The sequence below is a fragment of the Niallia alba genome, from assembly GCF_012933555.1.
Lineage (GTDB): Bacteria > Bacillota > Bacilli > Bacillales > Cytobacillaceae > Niallia > Niallia alba.
Genome location: NZ_JABBPK010000001.1, coordinates 1,017,183 through 1,032,484, shown reverse-complemented (window position 1 = coordinate 1,032,484; position 15,302 = coordinate 1,017,183). Strand labels below are relative to the sequence as shown.

Below are 15,302 nucleotides of genomic sequence, written 5' to 3'. Positions count from 1 at the left end.
ACATATGATAACTATAGCACTTTTTTAAATTCAGCCATGTATTTTTTATCCGTTTATTCTCTTGCTTTTTTCAAAAGTAAGTGTACCCTCTTCTCTCATCACAAATGGGTGTTTCAAAATTTCTCTGTTCCCTTTTTGCTTGATTTGATGATGTAATGGTAACGGAGGGGCCTTCTCTATTCCCTTTTGCTCTCCTTTGATGGTGAAACGGTCACTGACGAGCTTTCTCTGTTCCCTTTTTGCTTCCTCCAAGGTCGAATCGGTCACTGACGACAAACCTTCTCCCTTTCCCCATGCTCTAATCACAAGACGGTAACTAAGAAACCCTTTATTTCCAGCTAACTTGTTTTCTCAAAAAAATCAAAACTACTAAAAGAAACAGTAATCTCCTAAAGAAATTACTGTTCCATTTAATATTTATATCAGCTGAGCATCTGTCTGATTAACCGTTGCTTCTCCAATATCTGCTTCGCGTTTGAATAGTCGTGTGTACACACCAGTATTATCATTTAATAATTCTTGATGTGTGCCTTCTTCGACGATTACGCCTTTATCTAATACGATAATACGATCTGCAGCTAGTACGGTTGATAACCGATGTGAAATGATGAAAATCGTTTGTTTTTTCGTCGTCTTCAGCACTGCTTCATTAATCTTCGCTTCTGTAATGGGATCCAGTGCTGAACTCGCTTCATCCAAAACAAGAATTGGCGCATCTTTTAAAATCGCTCTTGCTAAGGACAGACGCTGTTTTTGGCCACCAGACAGCAGGCTTCCTCTTTCTCCGACTTTTGTATTTAGACCTTCTGGGAGTGTTTCTACTAATTCACCTAAACCGCTCGCACGGAGAACTTCATACAACTCCTCCTCTGTAGCATCTGATTTTCCGATTCGTAAGTTATCTGCCAAAGTTCCACTTCGCATTAGTACATCCTGTGTGACAATTGCCATTTGGGAACGAAGCCAATCTGTATCCCAATCTCTTATCTCTCGTCCATCCACTTCGATCGAACCTTTTGTTGTATCATACAATCGAAAGAGCAAATCAATAATTGTGGATTTTCCTGAACCACTTGGTCCTACCAACGCTATTTTCTCTCCTGCCTTAATATCAAAAGATACACCTTTTAATACATTTTCCTCTTTATCAGGGTAAACGAAGGAAACATCTTTCAAACGGACATCTCCCTTTGCTCTTTCTCCTTTCATTCCTTGCTTTGTTTCTGCTTCTGATACAGGTTGTGAAAGCAAAATTTCGGAACGATCCAAAGCAGGACCTGTTCTTCTAACAGATAGCCAATTTCGGAGAAGGCGCTGCATTTCATTTGCCGCAATCGTTACTAACCCACCTGCAGTCAGCATTTGACCACTTGTTAAATCAGCATTCCAAATAAGGAGTGTACTAATAAAATAGACAAGTCCTAGTGCAAAACCGTTATAGCTTGCAATCACCACTACGGATTGCATCCTTGCTTTTAGCTCTCTTAAAGAATGTTTTACGAAAGAGTCCCTAATGGAAACAACACTTTCCACTTCACTATCAGAAACACCCATCACTCGTGATAGATGAATGCCTGTCACTGATTCTCTTAATCTCTCTAAATATTTGGACGCTTCTGCACGAGCGTCAGCCGATGCTGCTCTTGTTCTTGCCCCTACATAGTTCGACGCCCAGTAAAAAACAATTCCTAGAACAACACTCGTAATCATCAAATAAGGATGGATGAAAAACAGAACAATACTATAAATCACTACCCCTTGTGCACTTGCCATAAAGGTTGACCCTTCCCATGCTAAAAAATTATGAAGGGTATCTGGATCATCGGAAGCTCGTGCTAGTAATTCTCCAGAAGAATTGTTTTGATAAAACGAGAAAGGCAATACTTGCAAATGTCCAAATAGTCTTAGCTTCTGTCTATTTGTCACTGACTTCGCTGTAATATGGCAAAAATACTCATCAATGATCATCATTCCTAAATCTAATACAGCAGATAATACCAACAGCCACATTAATCCCCATAACCAAGTATTATTCTCACTCGGCAGGATTGTATCAATCAGCCAGCTTAGGGCTAAGGTTGGGATTAATGCAGAAAAAACCTGGCTAATGGCAATAACAATGGAATCCCCAATAACCCATTTTTTATAAGGCATTAAAAATTGAATGACTCGCTTGCCATCACCGATTTTCTTTTGTTTGGAGACATTTTGCTTACTCATCCAATCATCTCCTTCTCTAGCTCGCTATATTGTGCTCGATATAGTTGATAATACTGCCCTTTTAAAGCTAACAGTTCTTCGTGTGTTCCTTGTTCGGCAACCATCCCCTGATCTAGCAGCAGGATTGTGTCCGCCTTTCTAACTGTAATCAATCGATGAGCAATTGTAATGGTTGTTCGCCCTGGTATTAATTGTTCCAATGATTCTTGGACCTTTTCTTCTGTTTCACCATCTAAAGAAGAGGTAGCTTCATCAAAAATCAACACCGGTGGCTGGCGGAGAATGGCTCTTGCAAGGGCAACCCTTTGTCTTTGTCCTCCAGAAAGCTTCAAGCCGCGCTCGCCAACTATCGTTTCATATTTATCCTCCAAAGAGTCAATCAGCTCTTTTAATCCTGCTGCTTCAACAGCCTCCTCTAACTCTTCCATCGTTGCATCTGGTTTACCGTATAAAAGATTATTGCGAAGCGTACTATTTAATAGAAAGGTTTCCTGTGAGACTACTCCTACCTGTCTGCGAAAACTATTGCGGTTATACTTAAATAAATCTTTGCCATCAATGGTGACTGAACCTTTCTCTGGTTCATAAAGTCCCAGCAATATTTGAATAAGTGTACTTTTTCCTCCACCACTCGTTCCGACGATTCCGATATGTTTCCCTTCTTCCACCGAAACAGATACACCTTTCAAAACTTGCTTTTCACTTCCTGGATAGGAGAACCCAATATTATGTAAAGCTATTTTCCCTCGAACTAAACCAAAATCCGGAAGACTTTGCTCATGCTCTTCTGGCAGATCAAAATATTCGTAAATTCTTTGTAGTGCTGGAATTGCCTGTTGAATTGTCAAGGCATTTTCCGCTAAGGAACGAACAGGCTGAAACATAATCGGAATAAAGTTCAAACAAGAAACGAGCGTTCCAATGGTAATATTCCCTTGCCAAATTGCCAATCCACCAATCAGCATTACAACACCAGGTGTAGCTATATTAAATAAATTCCCCAAACGCCAATTCACTTTTCCAATTAAGGCTGCTCGAATAGAATAAGTTTTCCAATTCGCCAATTTTCTTTCCTGTGTAGCTATTTCGTCTTTTTGTGTTTGATATGTTCTTACTAAGCGAACACTCTCAATACTTTCCTGCAGATGCTGATACATATCTGCGCTCATATCTCTTTGTACAGCGCTCATTTTTCGCATTGTTTTGCCTAGTTTAAAGGATGGGAAAATATAAATGGCAAATACAATGAACATCACTATTGCAGCAGGCCAATATATTGCAAACACCGTAATAAAAGCTGCAACTGCACTAATTACTTGTTGAAGAATACGCGGTACGACCGTATTATTCAAGTTTTGAATTGATTCCACATCATGGGTTAGTCGGTATAACATGTCTCCACGAGGCGTCGTCGAAAAAAAAGACATTGGTGTTCTGTGTAGTCTTTTAAACGCACGAATTTGCATATCCGTAATCACATCAAAGCCAATTTTCACCTGTACAAATTCCTGCAAGGATTCAAATACCGCTTTTCCGAGAAATGCTGCTAATATTCCGAAAACAATCCATAGTATAAAAGCTATTGCTTTATCACCGATTACTTCGTCCACCAATTTCCCTACTAAAATCGGAGGTAAAATCGTAAACGCACCGCCAACTAATGAGAAAAATAAGGCAAGTGATAGCTTGCGCCAATATGGTTTAAAATGCTGTAAAGTAATTGTTAATAAGTTCATTCTTTCTCCTCCCCACAAAGAGTTATTGTATTACAAATAATGAAAATATTCACTATAATATACAAAAAAATTTCGAGTTTTGAAGTTTTTTTGTGAATTTATGTCACTATACTTGTAACTATTCATATACTCTGGTTTATAGAAAATAAAATTGCATTAATCATTTAAGAAGAAGATTTTGTATAAGTTGATAAAAAGGATCAAACATTTATTTATGCTCCCAAAAGCTAAAAATACAAAAACCTCCTCCACTTTAGTGGAGAAGGCTAAAATTGAAATGAGTCAAAACTAGATCAATCAACTTTTATCTACAATCAAAAAATAAAATCCTCATCTGTCAACGGTTCTACCTTTGTAGCTTTTACATAACCGTTTCCTTTTACAGAGAAGAAGTCATGGTTCTTCGTATCTGTCTTCATGCCATTTTCAACAATCGGGTTGATTGGCTCGGACGGATAGACAGGTTCATAGCCAAGATTCATACAAGCTTTATTCGCGTTGTAGCGGATGAATTTATTCACTTCATCTACCAACCCTATTTGCTGATATAAATCCTGTGTATATTCTAATTCATTTTCGTATAGTGTGTTTAGTAATTCTAATCTTTCGTGAGTCGCTTTTTCTTGTTCCTCTGGTGTTAATTGTCCATATAACTCTTGAGCGATGAGACCTACATATACACCGTGAATGCTCTCATCCCGGATGATTAAGTTAATAATTTCTCCTGAAGCAGTTAACTTTCCTTGACCAGCCAAGAACAATGGATAAAAGAACCCAGAATAGAAAAGGAATGACTCCAAATACACGGAAGCAACCATTGCCATGTAAAGATCATATTTATTTATTTTCGGGCTAAACAGCTTCTGATAATATTCTGAGATACGGTTTCCCTTTGCTTGTAACTGTGGGTGATTATGTACCCAATTAAAAACTTCGTCAATTTCTTCCTCTGTCGCTAATGTTGTAAAAATTGTCGAATAGGATTTAGCATGAATTTGCTCCATCATCCCCATAAAAGAAAGAACGCCCTTACGCTGCAATCCTTCTATATGCATACCGATTAGAGGCATTCCTTCGCCACCTTGCTCTGTATCCAGCAATGTTAGTCCACCAAGCACCTTTTTGTAAGTATCTTGCTCTTCTTTCGACAATTCTACCCATGTATTTTTATCAGAAGAAAGGCTGATTTCTTCTGGCAGCCAAAACTGTCTAGTATTCTGTGTATAAAACATTTGTGTGAAATCATCTTCATGCTGATTCCAGTTAACAGCATACTTTGTCATTTCATTACCCCCAGTAATTCCAGAAAACAGGAGGAGTCCTCACTCCTCCTACTCCATCATCTTCTTTTTTAAACGGCACATGCAATACATTCATCAATTGCTAGATTGCGAGTTCTTGTATAGTAAAGTGATTTTAATCCAACTTCATTTGCATAAATATAATAACGGGCCAATTCTTTTGTAGACACATCTGAGTTTACGTAAAGAATCGTTGATATTCCTTGGTCTACATGCTCTTGAGCTGCAGCAATTAAATCCATTACCTTGAATTGGTTCATATCAAACGCTGATTTATAAAACCAAAAGTTTGTTTCATCCATATAAGGCATCGGATAATAAGTTGTAGAGTTAGCATAGGTACGAGACTCAATTTGGTTAACAACCGGCATTACTGATGCTGTCGCATTTTGAATATAGCCTATTGATTGAGTTGGCGCAACAGCCAGACGGTACGCATTATACATCCCATGTTCTTGCACTAGTGCAGCTAATTCTGTCCAATCTTCACACGTAGGAATATAAATGCCTTCAAACAGTTCTTTTACCTTGTCTGTTTTAGGCGCAAAGCTTACTTGTTTGTATTTTTCAAAATAAGTTCCTTTTGCATACTCCGATTTTTCGAACTCTTTAAATGTTTCTTCTCTTTCCTTTGCAATGAGCATACTCTTTTCAATGGAATAGAAATTCATCATCATAAAGAAAGTAGCCGTAAAGTCTTTTGCTTCATCTGATTCGTAGCTAATCTTGTTTTTCGCTAAATATCCATGAAGATTCATCGCTCCTAACCCGACTGCATGAAGCTCTTCGTTTGCTTTTTTAACAGATGGAGCATTTTGAATGTCCGAAATATTTGACACGGTTGTTAATGCATCAATTCCAACATGTACAGAATCTCTGAAAACCTCACCAGGCTTCATCACATTCGGGATATTTAGGGAACCTAAGTTACAGTTGATGTCACGACGGATAATATCGGCTTGTCCATAATCAGTGATTTCCGATGTCTCTTGAAGTTGGAAAATCTCTGTACACAAGTTACTCATTTTAATTTGTCCAATATCTTTAAGTGCATGTCCTTTGTTGGCATTTGATTTGTTCATAAAATATGGATAACCAGATTCCAGCTGGATTTGTGCTATTTTCGTCAGCATTTCACGCGCTGACATCACCACACGCTTTTTCACGTTCGGATTAGCAACAAGCTCTTCATACATCTCATCCATTCTCATATCATCCAAATGAATACCATATTCCTTATACACACTGAAAGGTGCAAATACATATAGTTCTTTGTTCTCTTTCGCCAATTGGAAAAATTTATTTTCCACAATTAAGCCGATTGAAAGTGTTTGGATACGTGACTTCTCATCAGCATTGATTTTCTTTGTATCCAAGTATTCCACAATATCCCAATGGAAAATATTTAAGTAGACAGCTCCAGCTCCTTTTCGCTGCCCTAATTGATTGGCATAAGAAAATGTATCTTCTAAAAGCTTCATGACAGGCACCACACCTGATGCAGCGTTATCGATCCCTTTTATCTGTTCATTGCGGGCACGAAGCTTCGAAAGGTTAAGGGCTACGCCTCCCCCTATTTTCGATAGCTGTCCAGATGTATTAATATTATGGAAAATCGAGTTTAAGGAGTCGTCCATTTCTAATAAGAAGCAAGAGACCATCTCACCACGGCGGCTTCTCCCCGCATTCAAGAAAGTTGGAGTAGCTGGCTGGTAACGCTGTTCAATCATTGCGATTGCGTTTTTCTTTGCTTTTTCGAAATCTCCTTGACCCAAGAATAGAGCAACAATAATAATTCGATCCTCATAAGTTTCAAGGTAGTTCTTCTTATCATTCGTTTTTAAAGCATAATCTTTATAAAATTTCGAAATAGCCATATAAGATTGAAACTCAAATTGATAATTATAAACAAGCTTTGTAACTTCCTCGATTTCCGAGATTTTGTATTGTTCTAATACCTGTGGATAATAGAAATCCTCTTCCACCATATACGTATATCTTTGTTCAATAGAGTCAAAACGAATTAGCTTCGGATTGATTTCAGATTCTAGAAATTCAGCGACAGCTTCTTTATCTTTTTCGAGTCGGAAAAAGCCCTTCTCATTAAGCTGTGTCACTTCGTTGTTTAGTTCTATATGTCTCATAGTTAATATTTTGCACCCTTTCTCTAACTATCTCCACATCTTCAGGCATACCGCTCATCTCAAACTTATGTAAGATTGGTACCCCGTACATAATTGATATTTTGTTAGCACTTAAAGCGAAATTTTGGCCCCAGTTTTTATTTCCACTGGATACTACAGCATGAAGGTTCCTATTATTTGTTTTAAGGAAGTCTAATGTTGTTTGAGGAACTTGTCCCATCCCAGTTGTGTAAGTTAATAATATATATGGTTCATAGACTTTTAATCCAGCACTTATCTCGATTCCTTTATTCGCTGGAAGTCCTAATTTATTAAAAAACCTGCGTACATTTCCCGTCTTACTGTCATAAACAATAAGCAAAAATTCTCCCTCCTTGAAAGACTTGAATAAAAAAAAGAAAAAAAGCTATATTCTAAGCAATACGCTCTATTTCTTACAAAGTCTACTAAATATAGATAGATGTCGATATTCTGCTTCAATATATTGTGTCTAAGACAATATAATCCTTTTTTGAAACGAGAGTCAATAACGTACTTTTGAGTTTTTTTGTCAACAATTATCGCTTAAAAATGATAGATTTTTAAATTTCTTTGTCGAAAGATTTATCATGAATATAAATAAAGTCTGATAAGGACCGGCCTCATTAGACTTTTCTTCGAAAAAACTAATTATATTAATTTTATACAAAATAAAAACCATTATTTTTTTTACATAAATTCACTAGTGTTGCATAAATATTGTCGCAATTTTCAGTCTGATTATCCTCCTTGTTTAGAGCCAAAAAGGTAAATACCTATTCAAAGGTGGCTCCATCCATTTGGGTTTTTTTTACAATTAGACTTGTGCGACAACAACAATTTGCTTATTAAGGGATGGCTTTCCCTTCAATCTTTCGAAGCCAGATATGGGCTGGTTTCCACAATGCAGCCCTTAAATAACGGCTAATTTGTAAGGTTTTTCGCTTACTTCTTGTTTCAAGTTGTACGAGAACATGTAGGCAAAAAACAATCAGTGCGATAAACACTTGGTTTTGAATCGCCCATTCACTTTGACCGTAGAACTTTTTGATGCTGAGATGCTGTTTGATCCATTTAAAGAACAACTCAATTGCCCACCGTGATTTGTACATCTCTGAAATTTCTTCGGCACTCAAATCAAAACGATTGGTAATTAAATGCAGTTCATTTCCTTTTGAATCCATCACTTTTAGAAGACGAAAGTAATTTTCAGCACGGTTTTGAGTCGTACCAATCAACACCATTTGATCTGACAAAACAGCTGAATTCTCGGGTAGTTTAAAATTATAAACTTCCCGTATGACTGCGTTTTTCCGTAGCCTTGAAAGAAAAAAGTAACCATCATCTGTCATTCGGTCAAAGCGCTCGTAATCTAGGTAGCCACGGTCAAACACATACATGCATTCTTTATCATCAACCATGATTTCAAGCTGACCACGATCATGTTCTTTTGCCGTTGTTAAAACAGCCTTTTCAGGATAGGAACTCCCTTTTTCCATAAACACAAGTCTCAAATGCAACTTGACACCCGCTTTTGTTTTGCGGAACTTTGCCCATTTATGATTGGTCAAATTAAGTGGCAATGTGCTTGAATCAATGATTTTTAACGGCATAATAAGCTTTGTATAATGTGTTTTTGCATGAATTTGTGCGACTAAATCAAGGAAAAGCCTTTGAAATAAATCTGGATTTATACCGTTTAATCGGCGTGAGAGCTGAGAAATACTGATTGAATCAAGATCAATGCCTTTTTGTAGTTGGTCGTCGAAAAGACAATCGCTTAGCTCATGCAAACTTTCGACTTCTTGTAGCTGTGCAAAAAGGAGTAATTTTAGAAATGAGTCTGTTTTTAGTTTTTTCGTATAGTAATCTAATTTCAACGTTTTCACGGTTTCTTCAAAAAGTTGAAGATTTATTGGTGAAAACCATTGTCCAAATGAAGTTTTTCGTGTAATCTTGTCCATGAGTTGGTCCTTTTTTAGTGGATTTGGACGGGTTACCACCTGACTTATCCATTATAAAGGACTTTTTCTTTGCATAAAATAATAAAATTGAACATTTTAAGTATTTTTAATAGTGAAAATAAATTAATGCAACACTAGTGACATAAATTCAATAATTCATTATAAGGTTGCAGCAAATTTTTTTCCATACAATTTTTTGCTTTTGCTTAATATTCCTTTTTTCTTTCCCGCATCTCAAGTATATTACACTTCTTTTTTATTTATAAAAAAAGAAGGCAGCAATAGGCAACCTTCACATTTCTTGCACTATATTCAGTTGACTCTGATGCTACCACTTTCTATCAGGACAGCTTTTCTGCTTTAAACTGGCACGAAAACGAACGAAGCATCCGCATCTTCCACATGTATGCTGATTCAGTTGCTCACATTGATGACATATTTGCAATCGCTGATCTCTTACTTCCTCCATCGCTAAATCTGTTTCAAAGGAAAGTTGTTCTTGTACAAGCGTATCAACATCCATTTGACTAACCTGTTCCTTTAGCTCGCAACCAATGCAGGCCATCTTAATTTTCCTTTATGATGATACTCGCAACACTCATTGGTGGTAAGGTAACAATTAAACTATTTTTATCTGTTTTATAACGAGTAAATGGTTGTATAGACACCGCTTCCGGTTCTTCAAATGTATTATGGGCATCCATTACATCAGCTGTAAGATATTCTGCTTCTAGGACAACAAATTCTCCTTCTTTTCTAGAAAGTGTAATTTCTCTTGTTTCTGTTAAATCATAATTACATAGGGAAACAGTTACTTTTCCATCCTTCTTGGAGACAGTGTATGTTACATGAGTAATTTCATCACCATAGGAATCTATTAACTCTGCATCCTGATGGTATTTATACAAATCAAAAACATGATAAGTAGGCGTTTTTATCATTTTTTCTCCTTCTGTTAAAAGCATCGCCTGTAATACATTAACCATTTGAGCAATATTCGCCATATGTACTCGATTTGCATGCTTATGGAAAATATTTAGTGTAATAGCAGCTAACATTGCATCTCGAATCGTATTTTGCTGATATAAGAAGCCTGGGTTCGTTCCTGGTTCTACATTGTACCAAGCACCCCACTCATCTACGATTAAGCCAACACGTTTTTCTGGATCGTATTTATCCATAATAGTACTGTGCTTCGTGATCAACTCATCCATATACTGTGCATGCTCTAAAACGGAATACCATTGTTCTTCCGGGAAATCCCACGCCTTTCCTTTATCCTGCCATACTCTTGTTGGAATAGAATAATGATGAAGACTAAGTCCATCCATGTAATTAGCCGCATTTCTCATTAATACTTCCGTCCAGTTATAGTCATCTACATTCGGACCACAAGCTATTTTATAAATAGTATGCTCCCCATACTTACGTACATAAGTCTGGTATCTGCGATATAAATCTGCATAATATTCTGGGCGCATATTTCCGCCACACCCCCAAGACTCATTGCCTACTCCGAAAAATTCCACTTTCCAAGCTTCTTCTTGGCCATTATCTCTGCGAAGATTTGCCATTGGTGATTCCCCGTTCATTGTCATATATTCTACCCATTCCTGCATTTCTTGAACAGTTCCACTACCAACATTCCCGTTAATATATGCTTCACATTCTAACTGGCGAATTAATTCAAAGAATTCATGTGTTCCGAAATGATTATTCTCCGTCACACCACCCCAGTGAGTATTCACAATAGTACTTCTTTTCTCACTTGGACCAATTCCATCCTTCCAATGATATTCATCGGCGAAACAGCCACCTGGCCAGCGAACGACGGGAACTTGGATATTCTTTAGTGCTTCCACTACATCTTTGCGGATTCCATTAACATTTGGGATATCCGAATCCTTTCCAACCCATACTCCCTCATAAATGCATCTGCCTAGATGCTCTGCAAATTGCCCATATATATATTTACTAATTGTCGGTCCTTGTTTATCTAATAATAAATTCACTTGCATATTATGATTCCTCCATTGTCATTTTTTAGAAAAATATGAATAGATAATAAGCTAATTTATGTATCAATGCCTCCTTTGCGTTTTAACTTATTCATTCATTGCTAGTTACTTACCTAAAAGATAAACTTACGAATAAAATATATTATAGAATGAAACCGTTGTCAATAACTTAACAGTATACTAATTTAATAATTTTATTCTTTTTATTTAACCAATTAGTTATATAAATTAATTCTTTTTGCTATTAGTTTATTCATATAGTAATATAAAAGTAATAAAGGGGGGTATCACAAATGCAATTAGATATATCGGAAAATTCTATCCCTGTATATGAAGTTCTATCTAGTCCTACTCGAATAAACATTATTAAATTATTATCTAAGAAGAAGATGAATATTGGAGAATTAGCTAAAGAACTGAATATAAGTAGTGCAATTGTCAGTAGACATATCACGAAAATGAATGATGCAGGTTTAGTGAAAACCGAAATTGTACCTGGTAAGTCTGGGCTGCAAAAAGTCGTTATCTTAAAAGTGGATCGAATCGAAATCCAGTTTCCACAAAAGATTTACTCTGCTTATGAAAGCTATAAACAAGAAATCCCCGTTGGACACTATTTTCATTTTGATGTTCACCCGACCTGTGGACTTGCTACAACTACAAAAACGATTGGTGAATATGATGATCCTAAATACTTTATGGATCCGCAAAAGAATCAAGCAGCTATTCTTTGGTTTACGAAAGGGTTTATCGAATATCGCATTCCATCTATTTTAAAAGAGACGGATAAGCTTGAGATGATTGATATTGTATTGGAAGCATCATCGGAGTTTCCTTTTTCCAATAATGTTTGGCCGTCTGATATTACTTTTTCCTTAAATGGAAAAGAACTATGCACCTGGACCAGCCCAGGAGACTTTTCTGATACAAGAGGTCGCTTTACCCCTGATTGGTGGCCAAATGAAACCAATCAATACGGAATCTTGCTTACTATCCGCATTACCAAACATGGCGTTTATGCTGATGGAAAAAAATTATCTGATCTCACGATTGATCAATTTCGAGAAGAACAAAGCGGTATGTGGGATTTAAAAGTAGAAATTAAAGAAGATGCAGAAAATGTCGGTGGCGTTACCTTATTCGGAAAAGGATTCGGGAATTACGATCAAGATATAAATTTTATTACTTATTATAGTAATCCTGTATGATAGGAGAGGAGAAAACGTACTTCTTTTGAGAATGAAGGAGTAAATAGATCTTCGGTTTCAAAGAAAAGGTTTTTATGACAGACGCTTTTTCTTTGAAAGTTGGAAATTCCGGTTGGGGTTTGGGGTTGTCAAATAAAGTGTATAAGTCGTAAAACACAGTTTATTTGGCACTCCTTTCCGGCTCTCAATTCTTTGGTGAACGTCATTTATTTAGCTGCTACCATGGATTTCTGCTTTCATTACTTTGGTGAACACCACTTTTTCCGCTTCCACCAACAATTCCGGCTTTCATCCTCCCGATGAACACCACTTTTCCCGCTTCCTCCAACAATTTCGGCTTTCATCCTCTCCATGAACACCACTTTTCCTGCTTCCTCCAACAATTTCGGCTTTCATCCTCCCGATGAACACCACTTTTTCCGCTTCCTCCAACAATTTCGGAGTCATCCTCTCCATGAACACCACTTTTCCTGCTTCCTCCAACAATTTCGGCTTTCATCCTCCCGATGATCACCACTTTCCCCACTTTCACCAACAATTTCGGCTTTCACCCAGCTTCGAACATCACTATCCTCCCCCACATACCAAAAAGCCACACCGAATCGATCGGTGTAGCTCAAAAACCTATATTCTTTATTTCAATAAAAGCACATCAAATTGCCCAAGTTCGACTACTTCGTTTACTACTTCTCCTGTTAAAAGATTAAGCTTTCCAATTAACTCTTCTGGCAATAGTTGCTTTTTTGTATTTTGATTAATAACAAAATAATAAGATGCATCTGCTGTGTCTCTTTGCGTAATTTCTAATCCTTCTCCGTTAGAACAGATTGGTTTCACATTTGTTTCTGCTATCACTTGATTGAACAAATGGGCAATTCCCGCTTGTTCCACTTGTGTACCGACATACCATACCTTGCCTTGTCCGAATGAATTTTTCGTAATCGCCGGCGTATCGCCGTAAAAATCCTCCTTATAGGATGCAACCGTCTCTGCTCCTTCGAGATGGATAATGTCACATAGCAACTGGCATGTGTATGCATTTCCATCATGAAATTCAACTCCATTTTTCTGCTCTGGTGCTAATGCATCAATTTCTTCTACCCATATTCCTGCTATTTCACGCAATGGACCTGGGTAACCACCAAGGTAAACATTATCTGATTCATTAACAATACCACTCATAAAGGTAGTAACAAATTGGCCTCCGTTTTCAACAAAGGCTGTAATCCGCTCCGCCAAACCAGCCTTCATCATATAGAGAACTGGCGCAACGACCACCTCATACTTAGAAAGATCACTATCAACCGATATTATATCCACCGGAATATTTTTATTATAAAAATATTGATAATATTGATGGATTTGATCTACGTACTTTAAGTCCTTATTTGGTCCACTTGTATACTCAAGTGCCCAATAATTTTCCCAGTCAAAAATAATGCCGACTTTACTATTAATCGTAGATCCTAAAATCTCCTCCCCTAATCCTTGAAGTTCTTTTCCAAGTTCCATAACTTCTCGAAACACTCGTGTATTTTCATGTCCCACATGCTCTATTACTGCACCATGAAATTTTTCACATGCACCTATCGAACGACGCAGTTGGAAAAATTGGATAGTATCTGCTCCATGTGCAAGTGTCTGATAACTTTGTGCCCGCATTTTCCCTGGGCGTTTTAAGGAATTATATGGCTGCCAGTTTTGTTGACTAGGCGTTTGTTCCATTAACATAAATGGTTGACCGTCCTTAAGACCACGCATTAAATCATGACACATCGCCGTATAGCTTAATGGTGTATTATAACTTGGATAATTGTCCCATGAAATAAGATCCATTTCTTTTGCCCATTTAAAGTAATCTAAATTTTTATAAGTACCCATTAAATTTGTGGTGATTGGTGTATGCGAATCAAATTTTCGGATGGCATCTCGTTCCATCTTGTAATTTTCCAGCATACTATCCGAGTTAAATCGGCGATAATCAATCGATATTCCCGCAAAAGCAGTTTTATCACTACCAATTCCTTCGCTTAATGCGTTGGGCAGAACTACTTCATCCCATTCATAAATGGTATGACCCCAAAATTCTAAATTCCATGCTTGATTTAATGCTTCTATTGTTTTATATCGCTTTTTCAACCATACACGAAATGCCTTCTCACAATTTTCGCAATAACATTCCCCACCATATTCATTATTGATGTGCCAACAGGTAACATGAGGATTACTTCCATATCTTTCTGCTAATGTACCAGCCAGTTTGCTCGCAAACTTTTGATAAACAAGACTATTGGGACACGCATTATGTCTTTGTCCAAACTTATGGTGCCTTCCTTCATAATCAGTTCTAGCGACTTCAGGATATCTTTTTACCAGCCATGCTGGCAAGGCTGCTGTTGATGTAGCGAGAATAATATCATACTTATACTTACTTAGCATTTCGACAATTTCATCCAGCTCCTCAAAATAATATTCTTCTTCTGAAGGCTGAATTTTCGCCCAAGAAAAAACATTAATCGTTGCCGAATTAATGCCTGCTTTTTTAAAGATGCGCATATCCTCTTCCCAAATATCCTTAGGCCATTGATTCGGATTATAATCTCCACCATATAATATACGATTAAAGAATTTCTTCTCCATTTCCATCCCTCCGTCGTCATTTTCATACATTCATTATAGATAGGACAACGGAG

Annotated in this window: 12 protein-coding genes; 1 reads left to right on the top strand and 11 read right to left on the bottom strand. The window is 37.1% G+C overall.

What is annotated here, in order from left to right; genetic code table 11:
- Positions 1-45: 45 nt before the first annotated feature.
- From HHU08_RS05145 to HHU08_RS05105, 9 genes are all read right to left on the bottom strand, one after another.
- Positions 46-267, bottom strand: coding sequence for a hypothetical protein (locus tag HHU08_RS05145; protein WP_205835573.1), 222 nt, complete (start codon positions 265-267; stop codon positions 46-48).
- Between the two features lie 150 nt (positions 268-417).
- Positions 418-2,220 carry an ABC transporter ATP-binding protein gene (locus tag HHU08_RS05140; RefSeq protein WP_016202728.1) on the bottom strand — a complete coding sequence of 601 codons (1,803 nt, stop codon included), beginning with the start codon at positions 2,218-2,220 and terminating at the stop codon, positions 418-420.
- Positions 2,217-3,956: an ABC transporter ATP-binding protein gene (locus tag HHU08_RS05135; protein WP_016202727.1), complete on the bottom strand. Its 1,740-nt coding sequence runs from the start codon at positions 3,954-3,956 to the stop codon at positions 2,217-2,219. The genes HHU08_RS05140 and HHU08_RS05135 overlap by 4 nt, the downstream gene beginning before the upstream one ends.
- Positions 3,957-4,270: 314 nt before the next feature.
- Positions 4,271-5,239, bottom strand: a complete 969-nt coding sequence (gene nrdF / locus HHU08_RS05130; protein ID WP_016202726.1) for a class 1b ribonucleoside-diphosphate reductase subunit beta — start codon at positions 5,237-5,239, stop codon at positions 4,271-4,273.
- A 68-nt stretch (positions 5,240-5,307) separates the two neighbouring features.
- Positions 5,308-7,401, bottom strand: coding sequence for a class 1b ribonucleoside-diphosphate reductase subunit alpha (gene nrdE / locus HHU08_RS05125; protein ID WP_016202725.1), 2,094 nt, complete (start codon positions 7,399-7,401; stop codon positions 5,308-5,310).
- Complete coding sequence (nrdI, locus tag HHU08_RS05120; RefSeq protein WP_016202724.1) at positions 7,361-7,762, bottom strand: class Ib ribonucleoside-diphosphate reductase assembly flavoprotein NrdI; 402 nt, start codon at positions 7,760-7,762, stop codon at positions 7,361-7,363. Before nrdI ends, nrdE begins: the two co-directional genes overlap by 41 nt.
- Before the next feature lie 505 nt (positions 7,763-8,267).
- A complete protein-coding gene (locus HHU08_RS05115; RefSeq protein WP_016201461.1) occupies positions 8,268-9,383 on the bottom strand; it encodes an IS4 family transposase in 1,116 nt (371 codons plus the stop codon).
- 328 nt (positions 9,384-9,711) lie between these two features.
- Positions 9,712-9,948 carry a DUF6171 family protein gene (locus HHU08_RS05110; protein WP_101729618.1) on the bottom strand — a complete coding sequence of 79 codons (237 nt, stop codon included), beginning with the start codon at positions 9,946-9,948 and terminating at the stop codon, positions 9,712-9,714.
- Position 9,949: 1 nt separating this feature from the next.
- Positions 9,950-11,401: an alpha-N-arabinofuranosidase gene (locus HHU08_RS05105; protein WP_169187956.1), complete on the bottom strand. Its 1,452-nt coding sequence runs from the start codon at positions 11,399-11,401 to the stop codon at positions 9,950-9,952.
- A gap of 293 nt (positions 11,402-11,694) precedes the next feature.
- Between HHU08_RS05105 and HHU08_RS05100 the strand changes: the two genes are divergently transcribed.
- Positions 11,695-12,609, top strand: coding sequence for an ArsR/SmtB family transcription factor (locus HHU08_RS05100; protein WP_169187955.1), 915 nt, complete (start codon positions 11,695-11,697; stop codon positions 12,607-12,609).
- Positions 12,610-12,949: 340 nt separating this feature from the next.
- Here HHU08_RS05100 and HHU08_RS05095 read toward each other — a convergent pair whose 3' ends face one another.
- Positions 12,950-13,108 (bottom strand): hypothetical protein, encoded by a 159-nt coding sequence (locus HHU08_RS05095; protein ID WP_169187954.1) that lies wholly within the window; start codon positions 13,106-13,108, stop codon positions 12,950-12,952.
- Positions 13,109-13,242: 134 nt separating this feature from the next.
- On the bottom strand, positions 13,243-15,249 hold the full coding sequence (locus HHU08_RS05090; protein WP_169187953.1) for a beta-galactosidase: 2,007 nt from the start codon (positions 15,247-15,249) through the stop codon (positions 13,243-13,245).
- Positions 15,250-15,302 lie beyond the last annotated feature (53 nt).

Excerpts from the sequence above, each read along its gene's own strand:
- HHU08_RS05140 (WP_016202728.1), bottom strand. The coding sequence starts at position 2,220 with ATGAGTAAGCAAAATGTCTCCAAACAAAAGAAAATCGGTGATGGCAAG.
- HHU08_RS05135 (WP_016202727.1), bottom strand. The coding sequence starts at position 3,956 with ATGAACTTATTAACAATTACTTTACAGCATTTTAAACCATATTGGCGC.
- nrdF (WP_016202726.1), bottom strand. The coding sequence starts at position 5,239 with ATGACAAAGTATGCTGTTAACTGGAATCAGCATGAAGATGATTTCACA.
- nrdE (WP_016202725.1), bottom strand. The coding sequence starts at position 7,401 with ATGAGACATATAGAACTAAACAACGAAGTGACACAGCTTAATGAGAAG.
- HHU08_RS05115 (WP_016201461.1), bottom strand. The coding sequence starts at position 9,383 with ATGGACAAGATTACACGAAAAACTTCATTTGGACAATGGTTTTCACCA.
- HHU08_RS05110 (WP_101729618.1), bottom strand. The coding sequence starts at position 9,948 with ATGGCCTGCATTGGTTGCGAGCTAAAGGAACAGGTTAGTCAAATGGAT.
- HHU08_RS05105 (WP_169187956.1), bottom strand. The coding sequence starts at position 11,401 with ATGCAAGTGAATTTATTATTAGATAAACAAGGACCGACAATTAGTAAA.
- HHU08_RS05100 (WP_169187955.1), top strand. The coding sequence starts at position 11,695 with ATGCAATTAGATATATCGGAAAATTCTATCCCTGTATATGAAGTTCTA.
- HHU08_RS05095 (WP_169187954.1), bottom strand. The coding sequence starts at position 13,108 with ATGAAAGCCGAAATTGTTGGAGGAAGCAGGAAAAGTGGTGTTCATGGA.
- HHU08_RS05090 (WP_169187953.1), bottom strand. The coding sequence starts at position 15,249 with ATGGAGAAGAAATTCTTTAATCGTATATTATATGGTGGAGATTATAAT.